This is a genomic window from Sphingomonas quercus, from assembly GCF_018863195.1.
Lineage (GTDB): Bacteria > Pseudomonadota > Alphaproteobacteria > Sphingomonadales > Sphingomonadaceae > Solisphingomonas > Solisphingomonas quercus.
Map to the genome: position 1 here is coordinate 61,296 of NZ_JAHKRT010000007.1, position 21,037 is coordinate 82,332.

General features: G+C 65.1%; 13 protein-coding genes. 5 read left to right on the plus strand and 8 right to left on the minus strand.

The features are described 5' to 3' along the window. The first annotated feature begins 24 nt into the window (after positions 1 to 24). Positions 25 to 501 (plus strand): nuclear transport factor 2 family protein, encoded by a 477-nt coding sequence (locus KOF26_RS13315; RefSeq protein WP_216325822.1) that lies wholly within the window; start codon positions 25 to 27, stop codon positions 499 to 501. Between the two features lie 20 nt (positions 502 to 521). Here KOF26_RS13315 and KOF26_RS13320 read toward each other — a convergent pair whose 3' ends face one another. From KOF26_RS13320 to KOF26_RS13335, 5 genes are all read right to left on the minus strand, one after another. Next, entirely contained in the window at positions 522 to 1,220 is a 699-nt protein-coding gene (locus KOF26_RS13320) for a spermidine synthase family protein (RefSeq protein WP_253201437.1), read from the minus strand. Continuing rightward, the gene (locus tag KOF26_RS13325; RefSeq protein ID WP_216325825.1) at positions 1,217 to 1,456 is read right to left on the minus strand and encodes a hypothetical protein; all 240 of its coding nucleotides are present in this window, start codon (positions 1,454 to 1,456) and stop codon (positions 1,217 to 1,219) included. Before KOF26_RS13325 ends, KOF26_RS13320 begins: the two co-directional genes overlap by 4 nt. A gap of 59 nt (positions 1,457 to 1,515) precedes the next feature. Then, positions 1,516 to 1,722: a cold-shock protein gene (locus tag KOF26_RS13330; RefSeq protein ID WP_216325828.1), complete on the minus strand. Its 207-nt coding sequence runs from the start codon at positions 1,720 to 1,722 to the stop codon at positions 1,516 to 1,518. Between the two features lie 681 nt (positions 1,723 to 2,403). After that, positions 2,404 to 2,535 (minus strand): hypothetical protein, encoded by a 132-nt coding sequence (locus KOF26_RS17335; RefSeq protein ID WP_301183143.1) that lies wholly within the window; start codon positions 2,533 to 2,535, stop codon positions 2,404 to 2,406. Between the two features lie 49 nt (positions 2,536 to 2,584). Then, complete coding sequence (locus KOF26_RS13335) at positions 2,585 to 3,571, minus strand: SDR family oxidoreductase (RefSeq protein WP_216325831.1); 987 nt, start codon at positions 3,569 to 3,571, stop codon at positions 2,585 to 2,587. Between the two features lie 153 nt (positions 3,572 to 3,724). Between KOF26_RS13335 and KOF26_RS13340 the strand changes: the two genes are divergently transcribed. Then, on the plus strand, positions 3,725 to 3,907 hold the full coding sequence (locus KOF26_RS13340; protein ID WP_435876855.1) for a DUF5818 domain-containing protein: 183 nt from the start codon (positions 3,725 to 3,727) through the stop codon (positions 3,905 to 3,907). Between the two features lie 364 nt (positions 3,908 to 4,271). Continuing rightward, positions 4,272 to 5,558 carry a tyrosine-type recombinase/integrase gene (locus tag KOF26_RS13345; protein WP_216325838.1) on the plus strand — a complete coding sequence of 429 codons (1,287 nt, stop codon included), beginning with the start codon at positions 4,272 to 4,274 and terminating at the stop codon, positions 5,556 to 5,558. Between the two features lie 437 nt (positions 5,559 to 5,995). Here KOF26_RS13345 and KOF26_RS13350 read toward each other — a convergent pair whose 3' ends face one another. Further along, positions 5,996 to 7,582 carry a DNA polymerase gene (locus KOF26_RS13350; protein ID WP_216325841.1) on the minus strand — a complete coding sequence of 529 codons (1,587 nt, stop codon included), beginning with the start codon at positions 7,580 to 7,582 and terminating at the stop codon, positions 5,996 to 5,998. After that, entirely contained in the window at positions 7,575 to 9,275 is a 1,701-nt protein-coding gene (locus KOF26_RS13355; RefSeq protein WP_363182250.1) for an RNA-directed DNA polymerase, read from the minus strand. The genes KOF26_RS13350 and KOF26_RS13355 overlap by 8 nt, the downstream gene beginning before the upstream one ends. A 379-nt stretch (positions 9,276 to 9,654) precedes the next feature. Here KOF26_RS13355 and KOF26_RS13360 point away from each other — a divergent pair, with 379 nt between their 5' ends. Then, positions 9,655 to 13,431 (plus strand): hypothetical protein, encoded by a 3,777-nt coding sequence (locus tag KOF26_RS13360; RefSeq protein WP_216325847.1) that lies wholly within the window; start codon positions 9,655 to 9,657, stop codon positions 13,429 to 13,431. 34 nt (positions 13,432 to 13,465) lie between these two features. Beyond that, positions 13,466 to 14,467: a hypothetical protein gene (locus tag KOF26_RS13365; protein ID WP_216325850.1), complete on the plus strand. Its 1,002-nt coding sequence runs from the start codon at positions 13,466 to 13,468 to the stop codon at positions 14,465 to 14,467. 358 nt (positions 14,468 to 14,825) lie between these two features. Here the strand turns inward: KOF26_RS13365 and KOF26_RS13370 are convergent, their stop codons facing one another. Next, positions 14,826 to 20,465 (minus strand): autotransporter domain-containing protein, encoded by a 5,640-nt coding sequence (locus KOF26_RS13370; RefSeq protein WP_301183144.1) that lies wholly within the window; start codon positions 20,463 to 20,465, stop codon positions 14,826 to 14,828. Positions 20,466 to 21,037 lie beyond the last annotated feature (572 nt).

Here is a 21,037-nt window from a genome sequence, read left to right on the forward strand (position 1 = left end):
GATCGATACGTCATTGGAGGGACCATGAAAGCCTATACGCTCGCCGGCATCGTTGTTTGCGGCCTGATTGCCACCGGCTGCTCGAAGCCTGCCGCGCCCCCCGCGCCCCCCGCGCCGGCCGCTGCGGCCGCGCCGACCACGGAGGCCGCGATGCGAGCCGCCGTGGACCGGCACGTCACCGCCGTGAAGGCCGCCAATGTCGACGGCGTGATGGCCGATTATGCCGACGATGCGGTGCTGGTCTCGCCGCCGGGCATGGTCACCCCGACCGGCACTTTCGTCGGCAAGCAGAAGGTGCGCGATTTCTTCGTCTGGTTGTCGACCCCGGCAGTGCTGCCGGCCGCGCAGAGCATGGAATCGAGCAGCGAGATGGTCGGCCCCGATACGCTGCTGTTCCGCTGGACCCAGTTTCCGGGGACGCCCAAGCAGGTAAAGGGATCGGACGTCTTCGTGTTCCGTGACGGCAAGATCGTGTTCCAGACCACCGCCGCGCTTCCCTGACGGATCGGCCGGGCTCGCCCCTAATCTGGCCGCACCGCGAGCCAGATCAGGTGGCGGGTGTCCTCCTCGGTGTCGCCGGACGGGATGCTGACCTCTTCGACCTCGAACCCGGCCTTGCGCAGGCGGCTGGAAAAGGCCGGGTCGGAATAAGCGGACCAGATCGCCAGCACGCCGCCTCCCCGGAGCGAGGCGTAGATGTCACGCAACCCCCAGTCGCAATAGAGCCGGTCGTTGGCGAGGTTGATCAGGCCATCGGGGCCGTTGTCGACATCGAGCATGATGGCGTCGAAGCCCGCCCGCTGCTCGGCGATGACATCGTGAACGTCGCGGATTTCGAGCGAAACGCGGGGATCGCCGAGCGAATTGCCGTGGATCGACGCCAGTGGTCCGTGCGCCCAGCTGACCACCTTGGGAACAAGCTCCGCGACGACGATGGTCGCCGAGGCGGGCAGCGCCGATCGCGCCGCGGCGAGCGTGAAGCCCATGCCGAGGCCGCCGATCAGCACGCGGCTGGCCCGTCGGCCAAGGCGCGCACAGGCGAGGGTGGCCAGGGCCTCCTCCGATCGATAGGCCCAGCTTCCCATCAGCTGTTCCTCACCGAACAGAATCTCGTAATCGTCACCGTGGCGGACCAGGCGCAATTGTCCGCCCCCCGGAATATCGGCCGTATCGATAAGCACCCCTGACGGCCCGAGCGCTGCGGCCGCGGCCAAGGTCAATCAACGGCCTCCGACGATGCCGTCATGAGGGACTCGCCGTCATCGCCCGAGCCGGTGAGAAGCTTGGCCGAGGCGGCCTGGATGCGGGCATTGTCCGTACGCTCGGTCCTGACCGCCAGGGCAGCCCATGCATCGGATGCGCGCTGGCACCGCTCGCGGACATTTTCGAGCGTGGCGGCATCGGCCGCCAACTGCTGTTTGGCGGCCTGGTCCTGGTAGAAATGCAAGGCTGACATTGGGGGCTCCCGAGGATGAGGGGAACAGGCGAGGTCGATGACCTCGCCTGTCTCAATCCTCAGGCAGCCTGCAGGTTCACCGCAGAAGTCTTGCCGCGCCGATCGGTCTCGAGCTCGTACGAAACGCGCTGATCCTTGTCGAGGGTGCGCATGCCGGCCCGCTCGACGGCGGTGATGTGCACGAACGCATCGGTGCCGCCGTCCTCGGGCGCGATGAAGCCATAACCCTTGTCGGCGTTGAAGAATTTGACGGTTCCGGTGATCATCTGGGTATCCTTTATCCCATGTGTGACGGGCATGCGCCACGCGGCGCATCCCGGCTTCGTGAGGCAAGAAAGGGACAAAGGAAGCCTGAGCGGCCCGTTATCCGTCGCAGGCGACGTCAGCATCCCGAATATAGGCGGGTTCGCGTCCGAATCTAGTCCGAATGTCCGTGAGCGTGATCGGCCCTGTCGATTGCGTGCAGCAAGTCATCAAGGGAGGGATCGTGCTCAGGCAGAAATGTCTGCCTCAGCCCCTGGCTTATGATCCTCAGATCGACCCCGAACGCGGGGGCAGGGACGACTCGGTCGCGATCGTCCACCGATATCTCCGCTGGTGGTGAGCTGAAACCGGGTTAAGCGATCGACGCGGTTTTTGTTCCGCTGATGCGCATCCTCGTCGGGGATTATCTGGCCCGTCCTGTCCAGGGACAGGTTGCCTGAGGGAGGGGGCCTCGGTCCCCCGGCGCCGGCTGATCCAAATTAGCGCGCGACGCGCCACTTTCGGCTATACAGAATCTCGACGCCGTCCGTTTGGCGCCGTTTGCCGAGAGTAACTGGAAAGCTCCCGCTCCAAAATCGCCGGAGGAGCTAACTATGCCTCACTTTGAACTATTCACATTGGACGGTGAGTTTGCCTCATGCATCGCTACCTATGACGTCGCTGATGCGGAGGAAGTGCTTGCCTTATGCATGTTGCGACTGGAAGGCTGTGATCTGGAAATCCGGCGTGACGATAAGCTCGTCGCGCGCATAGCCAGGTCTGGCCATGTCACCCGCGCCGTCGATTGCCCCGGATTCGTCTACGCCGGCGGCCATCGGCCCGCCCCGGGCCGGGGCGACTCAGCGTCGAACTGACATCGGACTCCTAGTCCTCCCGCCGGCTCCGCTGCCGCCGCACCGCCAGGAACAGCCCTCCCGCCGCCAGCGACGCGACCAGCGCGGCGGCGGCAAGCCCGGCCCTGCGGGCGGGAGGGGTGCGCAGGCCGCCGTCGATATGGGCGCCGTCGCCGGGAGGGGCCATGACGTTGCCGTCGGTTGCGGGCGCCGACGCCGCTGCCGCGAAATAGCGTTCGAACACCAGCCTGATGGCGTTCGCGTTCAGGGCAGGGGAGAGCGCATGGCCGAGCCGCGCCGCCCAGGTCGCCGTGCCGAGGATTACGCTCGGGCGCGGATGATCGGCGAGACGGACGACCGCTTCGGCTACCGTGCGCGGATCGAGCAGCGGCGGCGGCGCCGACAGTGCCTTGCCGGTGTAGTTGCCGGCATGGCGGATCGCCGGGGTATCGACGAAGGACGGGTAGACGTCGCAGACATGAACGCGCGGATGCTCGGCAAGCTCGGGCCGCAGCGCCTCGGTGAAGCCTCTCAGGCCGAACTTGCTCGCCGAATAGGATGTGGCAAACGGCGCCGCAGTGAAGCCGCCGACCGAGATCATATTGACGAGCACGCCCTCGCCTTGCCCGATGAAGATCGGCAGCACGGCATGGGCGTCGTTCATATGGCCGATGAGGTTCGAGCGGATGATCCGGTCATGCGTCTCGATCGGCACGTCGAGGAAGCGACCGACCGCGCCGACACCGACATTGCTGAACCAAAGGTCGATCCGCCCGGCGAAGCTCTGCGCGGCGGCGGCGAGGGCTTGCACGGCCGTGGCATCGCCGACGTCGGTCGGCACCACCAGCACCTGCACGCCGGCGGCGCGACACGCCGAGGCGACCGTTTCCAGATCGTCGCGGCTGCGCGCCGCGAGGATGAGGTTCCACCCGCGCGCGGCGAAGGCCTCGGCCGTGGCCTGGCCGATGCCGCTGGAGGCGCCGGTGATCACGGCAGTGCGGGTCCGATTGTCAGCCATGAAGCTCGGCTCCGGTTGCGGCGATTGGGTGTCGTTCGGGCAACCCGGGGGGCGGACGGGAGTTCCCCACCCGCCGCCGGCCCCGGTCCGGCGGCGCGGGGGGTTTTTCATGCAAACCAGCGGACGGGAATTGGGATGAATGTCGGAACAAGGGTGAATGAGGTCGGCACGCTGATCCGGGACGGCGGCGCCTTTTACCTGCGGCGCGATGTCGGCGGTCGGTTCGAGCTGGAGTTACAGCGAACACCGGTCGATCTTGTCGAAAAACGGGTGCACCTGGTCGGGACGATCATCGGCCCCGGGCTGGTCAGCGCCGACGGCGTTTCCGCGGCCTGACTATGCTCTGTCGGGCTGGAGGCGTGCGGTGCGCCGGGCGCGGCCCGCTCCGCCTGCCGCGCCTGCGTGACACTGTCTGCGCCGCAGCAGGGCCTGTCTGCGCACCATCTCGATCACCTCCGTTCGGATGGGACGGGCCGGATATGCCGGATGCACTTGCTTAGGGAGGCGCCTCTTGCTCGCATCTCGTGAGCATTAGCGAACTCGGCCCCGTGTTTTCGCCGTGAGAGGCCCCTCTAGGATGTTCATGGACATCCATGGATTTAAGGAAATCAATAACTTAGTCTATTTCTGTCCTTGCATTTCCATAACCGTTTTGGCATGTCTGTTTGGGACGTATTCGTGACGTTTCCTGAGAGCGGCGATGGGTGTTGTTCGGGAAGTTCGGCTGTTTGAGCGCACCACGCGCAGGCGGCTGGCTGTCCGCCATCACCCTTATTGGCGGATGATCTCCGAGGGTGCCCACATTGGCTACTACCGCGGACCTCGCGGTGGCAAGTGGGTGGCCCGTTATCGCGAGGCCGGCTCCAACGAGCCTTACGCGACCCTGTCGCTTGGGACCGCCGACGACATGGTCGAGGCGGACGGCGAGATGGTGCTCAACTACAAGCAGGCGCTCGACAAGGCCAATGCGTGGATCAAGCAGCAAGCCAATGGCGGCCGCACCCTCAATCCCAATCTGACCGTCCGCGACGCGATAAAAGCCTATATCGAGATTCGGGACGCACGGGTGGCCGCGCACGGTGGAAAGCACTCCAGCGGCTATTACACGCTCAACAAATACGCGCTCCCTGACCGGACCCTGTGCAGGATCAAGCTATGCGACCTGAGCGAGGCCGAGCTTCGCGGCTGGCAACGCCGTCTCAAGGGCGTCGGCGCGACCACGAAGCAGCGCGTCGTCACCGACCTCAAGGCGGCGCTGAACCTCGCCTTCGAGGAGCACCGCCGCGCGCTGCCGAGCGACCTACCGATCACGATCAAATACGGGCTCAAGCCGGTGTTCGTCGACGATGCCCCGTCCGAGCCGGCGCGGGACAATCAGGTGCTGGCCGACGACCAGATTCGGCGCATCCTCGCCAAGGGCAAGGAAATGGACGAGGATGGCGACCACTTCCTCCTGACGATGCTGCTGGCCGCCACGGGCGCGCGCTTCTCGCAGGTGACGCGGATGCTGGTCGGCGACGTGCAACCCGAATTCAAGCGCGTAATGGTGCCGCCATCAAGGAAGGGCAGGGGCCGCAAGCCCGGCAAGCCCATTCCCGTGCGGGTGGGACCAGACGTGCTCGCGGTACTGGAGGGAACGGCCGAAGGCCGCAAGGCATCGGAGCCGCTACTGGTCCGATGGCGATACCGTCAGATCTCCCCGACCAAATGGGTGCGTGTCGACCGCCGGGCCTGGACCAGCTCGTCGGAGATGTCGCGCTGGTGGGCGGAGATCGTCAAGGCGGCTGGCTGCCCCGGCGTCATCCCCTACGCCCTGCGCCACAGCTCAATCGTACGAGCGATCCGCAACGGCCTCCCGATCCGGCTGGTGGCCGCGCTCCACGACACATCGGTTGCGATGATCGAGAAGCACTATGCCCGCTGGATCACCGAGAGCCTGGACGAACTGGCGGCGCAGGCGGTTGTGCCCCTGTTACATGCGGCGTGAGGGCAGGCTGCCCTACGCGTCGGGAGGAAGGCGTGAGATACCCACCGCCTCTTTTGTTAGCGGGGACCGGAGACGTCGAACGCCGCTGCCAATGGCGCGGGCCGGACGGGAGTTGGACGTCGGTAGTTGGGCGGTTGAGGGCTGGCAGTTTTTAGGTGCGGTAGAGTGAAATGCGGACCTTCGATTAGCTAGCCAGTGAAACAAAGAAGGCACAACCGCGCCCCTGCAGCTGACCCTTCTCTGATCCCAGAAGCCGCCGTCCATTCAGCATCTGCAACGACACGAAAATTTTTGGTGCCCGTCCATCTTGCTAAGCGGCATAGCAGCAATTTCGGCCGCTCGTTCATAGATCGCCACGACGATCGGTCGACTAAGACCTTAACCTGTTCGATCAGGGTAGAAGCCTTTGGCAGTTGGGCCAATCTGATTTGAGCTCGTCAAACTTCGTTGTCCTTTGGAGCGGAGGAGGTTTGCTCACGTTCGGCAAAGTCACTGATCGACGCCTTGCCCGAGACCCGTCCGCCGAGCACTTCGCTCATAGCCCTCTCGAAGGCCTCGACGACCCCGCCCGGTGTATCGGCGAGCGTGTGCTCGAACAGAAGTGCGTCGTGCATTGGCAGGACGACTCTTACGTCTTCGATGGAGGCTGCCGCCAGCAGCGCGCGCTTGAATATCAGTGAGGCCGTGCCCTGTACCACCTGGCTGACGGCCGAACGCTGCTCCTTGCGGGTGAGCTGTCCCCCGCCGGTTCGACGATAGTGATTGCCTAGAATGGTGGCTACCCGGCCGGCGGTCTGGAACTCGGTCCACACCCCCCTCTTCCAGTCTTCGTAGCGTTGGAAGAGCCGAAACGCCTCCTTCGCCTTCTGCCTGTCAACTCCGAGCGAGACGGCAGCGTCCACAAGCGCCTTGCGGGTCATCCCGTAGGCATAGGACAGGAATAGCTGCTTGGAGGCCTTCCGATTGCCGATAAGCCCTAGGTGCGTAGTCGCGAAGAGCTCGTACATGTCACCTGCCGCATAGAGCCGCTTGAGTTCCTCGTCATCGGATAGTGCTGCCATGATCCCGACCTCGAACTGGTCGAAGTCGACGTAGCCGAGTTGGGCATCACCGTGCGCGGTAATGATCGACCGATATCGTTTCGGGATGTTCTGCAGGCTGGGACTACGCAGTTGCACGCGCGATGTGCGCGAGCCAAACACGTCGACTACCGGTCGCGTAATGTCGGTAGACAGGGTGAGCGAGCCAAGCACTCTACGCGCCGTGCCAAGGGCAAGGAGCGCAATTGTGTCGCCGCCGAAGTCGTTTTCGTGCGGCACGAACTCCAGGAGATATTCGACGGAAACCTCGTCCAGCTCGAAACCTTCTTTGAGCAACTTGGCCTCAATGGCGCGCCTGCTCGGCGTCTCGAGCGGCATGTCGTGCTTCGCGGAATAGTCCTTCAGCAGCAAGAAGTAGTCGTGCTCCGCCTGCATCCGCTTGTCCGAGAGCCCTGCCGTGTCGATCGAGATGCCGGCCGACATCGAGAGCTGGAGCAACCGGTAGGCGGGTACTTCGACGGAAAAGAAGCGCTCGAGCTCGCCTTCGACGGACGCCTGCGCGCAGAGGTCAAGATACATCGCCGCGATCGCCATCGCGGCACTGGCGGCGACCGTTCCGTCAAACGGGACGCCCTTGTTGAACATCTTCTGATACGTGTCACGGACCTCCTGCTCGGCCCCGTATTGCCCAAGCAGTGCCGTGACGTCGCGTTTCTCACGGGCGAGCCGTTCCTCGGGGATTCCGCTAATCGAGATGCGGAGCTCATCGATGTCGATGATCGTGCCGGGCAGCGTGCCCGTGCTGTCGAACAGTGCATCGCGGATCATCCAGAAGTCGTGGCACACTACAATGCCCGGAAATGTGACGACGCTCGCAGCGTCGGTCTCCTGGACCCGCCCGTCCTGGAACCAGTAGAAGGCGTCCGCTCCCCTCCCGGTGAAGTCCTTTATGAAGAGCAGGAGCCTGGAGGCCAGGTCAATCATAGGCGCTGACCTCGTCGACGAGGTTCAGGAGATCAGTGCTCTCCCGCACGGCGAACGGGAGGCCATCCTCGTTACAGTGGCGCTCGGCCCTGGGCCCCGTCCCCTTCAGGCAGGCGGGGACATGGCCGTAGAGCGGACGCCGCGCGTCTTCGTCCAAGACGGACGAGGCAATGAGAAGGTAGCGGGCGTTCTGGTAGGGCAGCGTCGTGAACTCCTGCACGCATTTCTCGATCAGCGCCTTCTCATCGACGCAGCGGAGCCAGATCAGAATGGCGGCCGCCTCGCCCGACTTCATGTCTTCCCGCAGCTTGCGGTCCGCCAGTGCTACGAGATCGTCGGACCGGTGCCTCCGCGCAGCGAGCAGCATCCAGATGTTGTAGTTCTGCCAATCGTGGATGGCCCCATCCTCCGCGAGCAGGAACGCTTCCAGGGCCGGCAGGCAGCGCCCGTCGCGATCAAGCGTGGCGATCAACCGGCAGTACTGATCAGTCGTGACGGCGTGCTCGGACAGCGAGCGCGACAGCGTGTCGAGGAGGTTAGCCGACAACGCGTCGCCCACGTCGAAGAGTCCGGACTCCACGATCTTCGCCACCCGGTTTACCGCGAAGCGAAAGGTCCGCGACTGCGAATCCCTCTCTTCGATGCATCGACTCAGAATCTCGAAGATGTACGTTACCGATCTGGTCACGATTCGCCGGCTGCGGGACTGCCACATCTGGTTGATCGCGATGGTAGAACTGTCCTGTGAGGGGAAGTACTCCGCGACTTTCTTGTTCGATACGTCGGGTGCGAGGATCTCGGTCTTGTTGGCGTTGATATTGAGGCCCACCGTCCGTAGCTGCCGGATGAGATCCTGGAGGGCGCGCCGGGCGTGCAGCTCGGAATCGGCAATGATGCGGATGTCGTCGACGTAGCGGTAGTAATCGTAGCCCTTCCTCGTCATCTCCCTGTCCACGAACGACAGCAAGATATTGGACAGGAATGCCGATGCGTCACGGTTCTGCGGCAGGCCATGGTCGCGGCTGAACGTCCATTGCGTGAGCAGCCGGTCGAGGGTGGCGATCGCGTTGCGGATCTGCAGCTTCTCCGGGCCGGTCGCGGCGAGGTCAGGGACTGCTTGCTCGAGCGCTTTGATGATCTGCACGCGAGAGATGTTCTCGAAGAAATTGCTCAGGTCGGTGACCAGCAGATGCCGTCCCGACTTGCGGAAGGTCAGCGTGACGCCTTCGAAGGTGAACCAGCGGTCGATCTTGTTCTTAAACAGATACTTCTCATTAAGGGGAGCAGGCTCGAACCGATAGCTTAGGACGCGATGGCCAAGGAGTGAATCGTAAAACGGGATCAGAAAACTGCAGATAGCCTGATAGACAAAGCGGTCGAAAAAGTCAGTCTCCAGGCCATAACGTTCCCCGTACCCCTTCTTTGGAATATTACGGACAACGCTGCGCGTACCGCGGTACTCGCCGTTCCATTCCTGCAAAAGCGAGATAATAATCCGCTTCGCCTCAGCCTGATCCTTGAAAAGGTCCTCATAATGAAGGCAGTCAAAATACCAGTCGTCACGCATGTCTTGACGGAGGTGCTTCAGCACCAAGTCGAATCGAACTGGAAATCCAAGCGCCTGGCCGTTCAGCCAGAAGGCGGGACTAAGAGCATAATCGCTCTTTTCGTCAGTCTCACCACTGCTGTTCACTCCAATGTGGTTCCTCGGTTCCAGCGGGTTAAGCATAGGGTTGCGGCGTCGGTTTAATGCGTCTCGATCGGATCGTCACAGCCCGCCGTTCCTGACGAAACTCGCATGTTCTGAATGCCAACGAGTAGCAAGATCTCAAGGATTAGCCGCTGACAAGGTCGAGCTGATCCTTTGCTCGAACGCCAATCTGATCTCGTCTTCCACGCTCAAAAATCCCTTGATTCCCACCATAGCCAACATGACGCTAGCAGCTTCGTCTGGCAACCTGATGTGGCGCAGGATCGGATGGACGAGCGTTCGAAGCTCGCTTCACGTTTGCGCAAAAATCGGCGGGTATCCCCCCTTTCCTGCGCACGCCCGTATCGCCTATGTTCCACGAATGTTCGAGATCACCGGCGAAGATGTTGCACGACTGGGGGATGCTGATCTGCGTACGCTGGTCGCGCGCCTAGCATTGGCGGAGCTTGCCTCCCAGGGACTGCCCCAATCCGCAGTGACGGCGGGCGGGCATCAGGATGCCAGGGACGGAGGGATCGACGTGCGCGTCGAGGTCTTAGGCGCGCTCGCCGCCGCCGATTTCGTACCGAGACCGGTGACCGGGTTCCAGGTCAAGCGGCCCGACATGCCTGCATCCGAGATCATGAAGGAGATGCGTCCGGAACCGGCAAAAGAGCTGCGTCCCGCGATAGCGCGCCTCGCCGAGCGTGATGGGGCGTACATTATCGTGAGCGCGCAAGGATCGGTTGCCGATCAGCCGCTTATAGACCGACGACAGGCGATCCGCGACGCCCTGACGGACTGCGCGGATGCGGACAAGCTCCACACGGACTTTTACGATCGCGAGCGGCTGGCCACATGGGCAAATCGCTACCCCGGTGCTGCAGCATGGGTACGCGCTCGGGTTGGCGCGCCGATGACGGGCTGGCGCGCGATCGGTGCATGGTCGAACACGGAGGTGGTGCAGGGCCATCCTTACCTCGTTAGCGATGAGGCGAAGGTCATCGGTGAGCGGACCGGTGGTCGCGACGAGCTCACGATCCTGCAGGCGCTCGACACCCTTCGAGAGAAGCTGTCGATGCCGCGCCAGTGCATCCGCCTCATCGGCAGGTCGGGCGTTGGTAAGACGCGCTTTGTCGAGGCTCTGTTCGAACCGGGCGTTGGGGCGGCCGCCCCGCTTGATCCTGCATTCTCGGTGTACACCGACTTCGACGAGGATATCGCGCCAAGCACGCGGGAAATGGCGCGTCGCCTCGTCGAAGCGGGCCAGCGCGCGATCCTTGTCATCGATAACTGCAATCCGGCAACGCACAGTGAGCTGGCCACCATCTGCAACCGTCCTGGCAGCCAAATAAGCCTGCTCACCGTCGAATATGATGTTCGTGATGACGAGCCCGAGCGCACCGAGGTGTTCCGGCTCGTCACAACGTCGAAAGGCGCGATCGAGACGTGGCTGCACCGCGAGTTCCCGCATGTCTCACAGGTGGATAGAGGCACGATCGCCCAGTTCAGCGACGGCAACTTCCGAGTTGCCCGTGCGCTCGCCGGTACGGTGGGTCGGGGAGAGACGCTGGGCCGACTGCGTAGCCAAGAGCTCTTCGAGCGGCTGTTCGTCCAGCGCAACGCTCCTGACCATCAGCTGTTGCGCGACGCCGAGGCGCTGGCGCTTGTATACTCATTCGATGGCGAGGATGACGGCCCTTCCGGTGAGCTCGCGAACCTCGGGACACTCGCTGGACGTAGCGTGCGCGAGCTCTTCGGCGCAGTCGCCGAGCTTCGTGGACGCGGCATCATTCAATCGCGCGGCCGCTGGCGCGCAGTGTTGCCCCAAGCGATCGCGAACAGGCTTGCCGCAAGTGCATTGGCCCGCATCCCGCCGAGAGCAGTCGACGGCTTCTGGCGATCAGCATCGGCACGCCAACTCAAATCGTTCGCGCGGCGCATCGGCTACCTCCACGACAGCGCGGAAGCGCGCGAGGTCGTCGGCCGGTGGCTGAATCCCGATGGACCACTGGGGAATCTATTCGAACTGGGAGACATCGGGCTCGACATCTTGCGCGGCTTGGCGCCGGCCTCGCCCAAGGTGGTCCTTGCGGCGATGCACGCGGAACTGGATGGGGCGCGTGGCGAGCGTACCATCGCCACCTCGAACCGATCGCGTAGCGGTTGGATCAGGCTTCTAAAGGCGCTGGCGTACGAATCTGGGACGTTCGAAGCGGCGGCGAAGCTGCTCGCTCGCTTCGTTTGGGCAGAACCGGAAGGCCATAATTCCGATCCGGCGCGGGAGCCATTCGCTGAGCTCTTTCACATCCACCTGTCTGGAACGCGCGCATCGCCTGAACAGCGACGGGGCCTCGCGAAGACGCTTATCGCGAGCGGCGACGCCACACAGATGCGCGCTGGCGCGGTGGCGCTTGGTGCGTTGCTCAAAACCTCCCTCTTCTCGTCGCACGCGTCGTTCGACTTCGGCGCGCGGCCGCGCGATTTCGGCTGGCATCCCACGACGCGTGACGAGATCGATGCATGGTACAATGGCGCTATCGACTTGGCAGTCGACACAGCGCCGGTTCTGCCGGAGGCGAGCTCGCTGCTCGGCAGCCACATACGTGGCATCTGGCATTTTGCAGGTTGCCACGATCGCATCGAGGCTGCTGCGGAACGCTTTCGCGTGAACGGCAGCTGGATCGATGGGTGGATTGGTCTGCGCGGCACGCACCGCTGGGATGGGAATGGCCAGTCCTCCGAGGAGCGAGGGCGTCTAGAGGCCTTGATCAGAAGCGTGGAACCTAAGAGGCTTCTCGAGCGGGCGCGCGCAGTGGTCCTCTCGCACAGCGCGCTCGGTTTCGACATCACGGACGGTGATGAGGCCGATCCGGTTCAGGCCTATCATCGCGCGTCTGACACGGCGATCGATCTCGGAAAGGCGATGGCCACCGAGCATGCCGACCTTCCGGTATTTCTCGGCGAAGTGTTCGCCGGTCATGCCGCGCGGGCATTCGAGTTCGGCTGCGGGCTTGCCGCAGGCTCCAATGATCCCCGCGCCACTTGGGATCTGCTGACCAGCGCGTTCGCCGCCGCAGGGCCCGGACAACGCGAGATCAGCATTCTGGGCGGTTTCGTCTCAGCGCTCCACCGATCCGATGCTGGCGCCACGAACGCGATTCTCGAGGAGACGATGCGGGATGAGGAACTGCGGCACGCCCTGCCTTTTCTCCAGTCGCGCGCCGCGCTGGATCGAGAGGGGCTTGACCGGCTCCGGCGCGTGGCGGCGGCTCGGCTGGTCGAGGCGGAGGATTTCTCGAGCCTCGCATGCGGGGTTGTCGAAGGCACCCAACCTGACCTGCTGGTGGAGATGCTCGATGTCGTCTCCCGCCTGGATAGAGGGTCGGGCGTGGCGCTCGACATCCTCCACACGCGTCTCATGTGCGAAAAGGATAGCGGAGTCGAGCTGCCCGCTGAACTCACCAGCTATGGGAGGGCTCTCCTTTGCCGGGCAGACTTCGGCCTCGCACGAGCCGGACGCGACTATCGGCTTGGCGCTCTGGTGGAATATTGCTTCGCCGGCCCAGACGCGGCCGACGACGCCCGCATCCTCTGCCAGCGCCTCGTCGCCGCGATCAGGGCCTATGAGATCTATGTCCATGACTCCCATTATTTCCTGACTGCCCTGTTCAAGACTCAGCCGCTTCCCGCGCTTGACTGCGTTCTCGACAATGGCGTCGATGGCGCCGACGAGGATATGTTTGAGGTCAGTGTGAGTCGGACCTCGCCATTGGATCAGGTTCCTGCCGCTATGCTGGTCGGCTGGGCCGACCAGGTACCCGAGCGTCGCTACCCCCGCCTTGGCGCTGCAATGTCGATCTTCGTGCTTCGAAATCTCGACGAGGTCACCGGCCTGTCTGACCACTTCATCGGAGTGATGGCGCATGCGCCTGACAAGGCCGCATTCCTGGGCAGTCCTTTCAACACCGTGCATCCGCGCGGATGGGTGGGCTCGCTCGTCGCCAATCTCGAGCATCGCAAATCGGTGCTGGCCGGCTTGGAGCAACTCGGTGACGCCCAGGTGAACGCGTGGCTCATCATAGCAAACCGCACAATCGACAACTGGATTGCGGCAGAACGCGAGCGCGAAAATGCGCAGGAAGAGAGCTTCGAATGATCGCGGCTCGGAGCCGAAAAGGAAAATGTAGCCGATGAGCGACCGCGCCAACGCCTGCGCGATATGCGAGGGTGCCGCCGGTGCGGTGTGCACGACCTTCCAAGTGTCGGGCAAAGATGCGCTCGGTTTCGCCTGCGAGGCCTGCGGCGAATATGAGGTGGCGCGCACCGCCCTGGTCAATTGGTTTGGAGGAACGCGCCGGCTCGACGCGCGCGAGCGCGCCGCTCTGGCGCACCGCGTCCGTATCACCGACCGCTCGTCGGGGCGCCCGCTCGTCACGACGTTCTGGCTGGATCAGTTCGTGCCCACGGCGCGCGTGCCGAGCCCGGCCCTGCAGGCGGCAAATCTCATCCGAGTGGTGGGAGACCATGTGAGCCACACGGGCGAAGGATATTTCATCGACGGAGTCCGGGATGCCACGCTGATCGGATCCTTCAACCAAATGATGTTTGATCAACTCATCCGCGAGCTGACTGAAAGAAAGGTACTGATCAACGCGGGCAGCGCGACCATCCCGAACCCACGCGGACCGGGCGTGCTATCCGGAAGGCTCCATGGGCTCTCGCTTGATGGATGGGAACGGTATGAGGCCGAGCAGCGCGGTAAGATGGCCGGAAAATACGGCTTCATGGCGATGAAGTTCGGGGACGTGGAATTGGATGCCTTCTCCGAACGCGTGATCAAGCCGGAGGTCGAGTCCGCGATCGGCTACACCGTCGTCGACCTGAGGAACGTCTCACGCGCCGGCGTCATCGACAATCTCATGAGGGAGCAGATCAGGGATGCTGCGTTCGTGCTGGTCGACCTTACCCATGACAACTTCGGCGCCTATTGGGAAGCGGGCTATGCGGAGGGGCTCGGCAAGCCAGTGATCTATCTATGCGAACGAACGAAGTTCGAACGCGCTCGAACCCATTTCGACACCAACCATTGCACGACCGTGCTTTGGTCAATCAGCGAGGAAGATCAATTCCGTCGTGAACTCGTCGCAACTCTCCGCCGATCACTGAACCTGTTCGCAAAGGAGACGGATTAGAGAGCAGGCCGGCACCGGACGCCTCTTCGGCTCAAGCCATCGCTCGCAACGCCGCCTCCAGATGGCAACCAGGTCGGCGGGGTCCTCGAGCCCGGTGCTTGACCGGGCGATCCTGCCGCCATAGTCGTGGGCCGGAGTTTCCGGCTCGGAATAGAGCATGATGAGTAAGTTCGCGTGGCCGCAGCGGCGAAAATTACGCTTCCCACTCCATAGCGGACCATTCCGCTCACCTGAATAAATGACCGCTTTAGGGCGGAGCCGCTCGCACCTCGAACGACTTGAATTAGGGCGCATATCTGCCGTGGCCCCGATCGGTTTGAGCGGGAGCCACGGCACTTTATCCCCTCAACGATATCCCTCAGAACCGCACGGCTAGCCCGACACGGCCGCTATGCTGGCTGGCGCCGCTCGCCATCTGGCCCTGATAGGACAGGCCCAGCGTGGCGCTGGGGCTCAGGGCGAAGTCGAGGCCGGCTTCGACCGTGGCGGCGTTCCGGGTGATCGGCACGCCCGCCACGGTGAACGCATCGCCCGCGGTGAAGGACTGGACCGACACCGGCACCACCTCCCCGAAAGCATGGCGCCAGCCGAGCGCGCCGCGCGCCGTCGCCTGCATCCCGCCCAGGTCGAAGCCGCCCGCCGCGCGCAGGCCCAGCGTGGAGAAGGTCGCGTCGGTGGTCTGGCTGCCGGCCTTCACCGCCGCCGCGCCGCCCTGTTCGGTGAAGCCTTTCGTCCGCAGCGACACATAAGCGAGGCTCGCGAACGGCTCGAACGCGCCGAGCTTGTAGCCCACGTCTCCGAACACCTGCGTCGTGCCGGCCTTGTAATCCGCCCGCGGCGTCTCGTTCAGGCCGGGGAACGCCACCGCCCGCTTGGTGTCGAGCTTCTGCCATGCATGGGCCAGCCCGCCGCGCAGCGCGAAGCCGCCCCATTCACCGCCGGCATAGGCGCCGAGATGGTAGCTGTCCGCATCGCCCGATGAGGCGCGGCCCGCCACGGTGAAGCTGGTCCGGCCATAGCCGCCGACCACGCCCACTCGTGCGCCGCCAACGTCCGTATCCGCGCCGAGCAACAGCCCGCCAGTGGAATGTGTCAGCCGCGCGGCGTTGCCGTCGCTCGCCGTCCGGGCCCAGGCCCCGAACGCCCGGCCCCAGATCGCCCGCCCGTCGCCCGCGCGCAGCCGCTCCACCGCCGCATCCCGCACGAACCGGCTGTCCTCGATCAACGCCGTCCTGGCCGACGCATGCACCTCGCCCGAGAGCGCATCATAGGCGCCCCGGATCACCCGCGCGTCATCGGCCAGCAACGCCACCGCGTCATACACCGGATGCCCCGCCGCGAACCCGATGCTGTCGAGCGCGCCCGCCGCCGCCCGCTGGTTGCGCGTATCCGCCGCCGCGGCGAACGCCACCGCGTTGCGCGCCAGCGTCAACGTCACATTGTTCGCGTCATAGCCGAGCGTCGGCGTCAGGAAGGCATAGTTCGAGGCCACGCCCGCGAACCTGCCCGACACCCCGCCATCCGCCGTCAGGATGGTGTAGGTCGCGCCCAGCCCATAGGCCCCGTTCTCGCCGATATGGCGCACCGATCCAGCCAGCGCCGCCGTGCCGGTGACATGGACGAGATCGCTCGCCACACCCGCCGGATCGACTTCCACCTCCAGCACCGATCCCGCGTCGAAAGACAGGTCGCCGTCCACCGTCAGCGTGCCGATCGAGTTGCCCGGCGCCAGCGTGCCGCCGGCCGCGATCGTCACCAGCGAGCCCTTGCCGGAGCCGATCGTGCCATGGCCGCCGAGCGTGCCGCCGCGTGCCACCTCGAACGATCCGCCGACCCGCGCGCCTTTCCGCCCGGAGGAGGAGCCGACCACCAGCTTGCCATCGTCCACCCGCAACAGGCCATCAAAGCCCGATCCGTCGCCATCATAGGCGAGCAGGCCGCCGCCGGTCTTGACGAACAGGCCGCCACCGCCGAGCCCGCTGTCCACGCCGAGCGTCTCGCCGCCCGCGACATCGAACGTGCCGCCGCCGATGGAGTTGATCGCCCGCGTCGTCGTGAAGCCGTCGGGCACCACCAGCCGGCCGCCGTCGAGGATCACGTCCTCGCCCGCGGCGCCCAGGCTGGCGTCGCCCGTCACTTCAAGGATGCCGCCCGCGATCGTCGTGCCGCCGGTATAGTCATTGGCGCCGGAGAGGATCAGCGTGCCGAGGTCGGTCTTGACGAGCCCGCCCGTGCCCGTGATCGGCGCCGAGAGGGTCGCGACATAGGCAGCGCCTGCCGCCGTGCCGTCGCCGACGCGAATCGGGGTTTGGGCGTCGGTCAGCACCAGCGCGTCGCCGGTCACTTCATAGCCATGGACCGCGAATTGCAGGCCGGTGGCGGGGACGGGGGCCGCGCCCTCCACCCGCACCACGCCCGGCGCGGCGGCGAAGATCGCCGGCGCGGTGGAGGCGTCGAGCGCCGCGGTGGCCGTGCCCCCGGCGTTGCTCCACAGGGTCGCGCTGGTCCACACGCCCGCGCCGCCGGTGATCGTGCCGGCCTCGCCCGGCACCGGGTTCCAGAAGTTGAACGGGCCGGCGGGCGGGGTCGGCGACGTGCCGCCACCGCCGCTCGATCCGCCCGAGGCTTTCGCGACGGTGAGGTTGATCTGGCCTTCGATCGAGGTCTGGATGCCGAGATCATAGCCCGCGAGCGTGTCCGCCGTCAGCGTGCCGCCCTTCTTGGGGGCGAACGCGCCGTCATAGTCGACCAGCCGGTAAAGCCCCGCGCCGAAGCTCTGCCCGGCGGTGACGGCAATTTTCGTGTCGCCATACACGTACACATCGCCGGCGACGTCGAACAACGCCGTTTCGGACGGCGCGCCGAGCGCGACGTTCACGGTCGCGCCGTTGAGGCTGAGGTAGCCGCCGATGGCGAGCGTCTGGCCCGTCGCGCCCTTGATCGCGCCGCCAACATCCACGTCGACATCGCCGGCGACCGAGCCGCTGCCGCCAAGCGTGGCGCCGCCGTAGACATCCACATCCCCGCTTTCCATCTCCCCATTGACCTCGATCCCGTTGATCGAGCCGTTCACCAGCAGCGTGCCGCCGGTCACAGCGGTGGTGCGGGCATAGGTGTTGGCGCCGGACAGCGTCAGCGTGCCGCCGGCCAGCGTCAGCCCGCCGAATATGTAGAGGCCGCTGCCGATGTCGAGGGCGGCGCCTTTGATGTCGCCCGCGAACTCGCCATTGGCGTTGGTGATCGTCAGGTTGTGCACGCCGACATCCACGACGCTGCCCGCGACACCGGACAGCGACTTGATGTTGACCTTCGTCATCTCCGAATCCAGCAACAGGGTGGTGCCGGCGGCCGCCAGCTCGACGCCGCTGCTGTCCTCGATCGTGCCGGTCTTGCCGGTCGCGCCCAGCGCCAGCGTGCCGCCATAGATGATGGTCGGGCCGGTATAGGTGTTCATGTCGGTAAGCGTCAGCGTGCCGGCGCCGCTTTTGGTCAGGCCGCCTCCGTTGCCGGTCATGTAGCCGTCAAAAGTCCAGTTGCCGTCGCTATCGACCGTCAGCGTCTTGTCGTCGAGGACCACCGCGCCGGTGCCGGAAAGGCCGCCGATCGTCGCGCCGCCGGTCGTGCCGGAAATATCAAGCCCACCATTGGCCGTCACGCCGCTGGACTGGGCGATGCTGCCCGCGCCGGAAAGGTTGAGCCAACTGCCGCCGCTGATCGTCGTCGCGCCGGTATAGCTGTTCGTGCCGGTGAGGGTCTGCATGCCGCCGGTCAGCGTCACGCCGCCGGTCCCGGAGAGCGCGCCCGCGAAATCGCCGCCGGCATCGGTTATCGTCAGCGTCTTGCCGCCCAGCGCGACAATGCCCGCGCCGGCCAGCGATTTGATGCTGGCCCCGCTGTTGGTGCCGCTGATGTCGAAAACCGTCTCCGCCTTCACCGTCACGCCGCTGCTCTCGGCGATGCTGCCGCTGCCCGACAGCGCCAGCGTGCCGCCGCTGATCGTGGTCGCGCCCGTGTAGAAGTTCGTCCCGGTCAGGATCAGCTTGCCGACGTCCACCTTGTTGATGCCGCCGTCAATCTCGCTGTCACCCACCTCCCCATTGACCAGCTTGGAGGCGATCGTCGCCGTCATGCCCGCGCTGGCGTCCGTGCCATTGCCCACCCAGATCTTCGTCTGCTGATTGGTCAGCGACAGCGGATCGCCGGTGATGGTGTAGCCGGTCGTCGCGAATTGCAGGCCGCCGCCGGGAAGCGCGATGTCTTGCCCGCCATTCGACACCGTCACCGTGCCGCCCGTCGTCCCCGCGAAGATCGCCGGATTGTCGGTACCGCCGTCGAACGTGGACGCGCCCTTGCCGTCGACATTGCCCCACAACGTGCCGTTCGGCGTCCACGTCCCCGCGCCGCCGAGCGTGGCGCCCGGCTTCCAGAAGATGAACGGCCCGGTCGCTGGCACCCCATCCATCACCAGCAGGTTGAACTGGCCAGCGGTCTGCGTGTCGATCGCAAGCATGTGGTCGCCCGATCCGCCGACCTCCACCGCCGTCAGCTTGCCGTCCCCGGAGAGGGCGCCGCCATAGGCGATCAGCCCGTAAAGCCCGTTGCCGTAGCCGAAGTCGGTGCTGCCCGTCACCTTCACCGTCGCCGTGCCGTTCAGGGAGAGATCGCCCGCCACCTGGAACAGCGCCCCGCTCGGCGCGCCTGTCGTGCCGGGCTGGTTGAGGGTTGCCGAGATGATCGCGCCGTCGGCCAGCGTCAGGCTGTACATGCTGAGCGTGTCGCCCTCCACACCCGCCAGCGTGCCGCCGCTGTTCACGGTGACAAGGCCGCCGCTGCCGTTGCCGATTTTCCCTTTGCCCGTCAGCGTGCCCCCGCTGTTGACGGTGACGGAGGACCCGGCGTTGTCGAGCGTGGCGTTCACGGCCAGCGTGCCGCCATTGACGATCCATGGCGTGGCGCTGGCTATGGTGCCGGTAAACGTCCAGTAGCTGTCGCTATTTTTCTCGAACTTCTCGAAGCCTACGAAGGTGGAGATGTTGTCGATGAAGCCGTATCCCGTGCCGCCGAGGATCAGCGTGTCGGCGCTCCCGCCTGCCGACACCCCGCCTTTGATGATGGAGCCGGACCGCAACTCCAGGCTATTCTCGCCGCCGGTGAAGGTGATGGCGGCGGCTTGGCCAGTCGCGCCCATGCCACCCGCGATCGTGCCGGAATTGATGATCGTCACATTCGCGCCACGCACGCCCGCGCCGCCCGTGCCGCCATATAGAGGGGTGCCAGTGGGTGTGCCACCACCATTGCCGCCCTGTATGGTTCCCGAATTGGTGATGGTGATGCTTCCGGTGATCATGCCACCGTTGCCGCCGGCCGCGCCGTCAGAGGGTGTCGTTCCCTTGCCGCCGGAGCCGATGCCGTCGCCCCCGTCCGCCATCGAGCCGCCCGCGCCGCCCGTGATGCTTCCTGCATTGTCGATCGTCACGTCACCGATGAGATTGCCGCCGGCACCGCCCACGTCGGTCGTATTGTCGCTGACGCCGCCACCGCCGCCGCCGCCGCCGATGCCGGCGCCGCCACCGCCACCATGGCCGCTGGTGGAGCCACCCCCTCCGCCGGTGATCGTGCCGGTATTGGAGAGGGGGAATAGGTTGAGTATGCCGACGCCATCGCCGCTACCGCCCGTACCTCCGCTGCCGCCATCGCCGCCGCCGCCGCCGCCGCCGCCGCCGCCGATGCCGGCACTGCCTCCGCCGCCACTGGAGGAGCTGGCAACACCGTTAACGCCAGTGCCCGAGGCGTTGTTCGCACCACCCGGGATGCCAAATCCGAGTGCGCTCCAGGTGCCCGCGCTCCCGCTCTCGGCGGTTTGCGCCCATGCCGCCTGCGGCAAGGCGATCAGCCCCAGCGCCAGCGTGGAGGCAAGCGCGGTCGAAACCAGCGCGCGCCGCCGCACGGAAGGCGCGGCAAGCTGGCCGGCATGCTGATGGGTGCTCTGGTATGACAACGCGACGTCCTCCCTGTTCGCATGATGGCGCGCGCGGGGCGCGCGCCTCCCACCACCAGCCCCCGGCCCAACGGCACGGACGACACTGGCGGGGCTCAAAAACCGCTCTGTTCCAATGGCCCGACATGCACCCACGCCAGACCCGACCCCCCACAAGGGCCAACCAACTCACTTCATTATATGAACAGAGAGGCATTAATGAGTTACGGATGATGAGAAATTAAATTGAGTAGTGCGCAAGATTGAATTCGAGACCGCGCCGGCAAGGGCGTCGAGCCCACCCGCGCCCCTCCTAGCCCGAACGCCGGCGAGAGGGCGTCGCTCCGCCATGCGGATGCTCCGCGCCACCCTCTCGCCGGGAACAAACGTCCGGGGAACGCGCCGCGCCGCCAGCAATTTGCCCCCGACACGGCGGCCAACTCGGCGCATCCGCAAGGCGGATGCAGGCGTTCGGGACGCACACCCTGCGGGCGTAATGTGCAATGGACCCTACGCACGGGTGCTGCGGCGAAAATATCGCGCTAGATCAATGAGATGCGCATGTAATACGCGTGCGACACCGGCCCGCAATC

Bases quoted from the DNA above. Each gene is read 5' to 3' on its own strand.
- KOF26_RS13315 (WP_216325822.1), top strand. From the start codon at position 25: ATGAAAGCCTATACGCTCGCCGGCATCGTTGTTTGCGGCCTGATTGCC.
- KOF26_RS13325 (WP_216325825.1), bottom strand. From the start codon at position 1,456: ATGTCAGCCTTGCATTTCTACCAGGACCAGGCCGCCAAACAGCAGTTG.
- KOF26_RS13330 (WP_216325828.1), bottom strand. From the start codon at position 1,722: ATGATCACCGGAACCGTCAAATTCTTCAACGCCGACAAGGGTTATGGC.
- KOF26_RS17335 (WP_301183143.1), bottom strand. From the start codon at position 2,535: ATGGCCGCCGGCGTAGACGAATCCGGGGCAATCGACGGCGCGGGTGAC.
- KOF26_RS13335 (WP_216325831.1), bottom strand. From the start codon at position 3,571: ATGGCTGACAATCGGACCCGCACTGCCGTGATCACCGGCGCCTCCAGC.
- KOF26_RS13345 (WP_216325838.1), top strand. From the start codon at position 4,272: ATGGGTGTTGTTCGGGAAGTTCGGCTGTTTGAGCGCACCACGCGCAGG.
- KOF26_RS13350 (WP_216325841.1), bottom strand. From the start codon at position 7,582: ATGATTGACCTGGCCTCCAGGCTCCTGCTCTTCATAAAGGACTTCACC.
- KOF26_RS13360 (WP_216325847.1), top strand. From the start codon at position 9,655: ATGTTCGAGATCACCGGCGAAGATGTTGCACGACTGGGGGATGCTGAT.
- KOF26_RS13365 (WP_216325850.1), top strand. From the start codon at position 13,466: ATGAGCGACCGCGCCAACGCCTGCGCGATATGCGAGGGTGCCGCCGGT.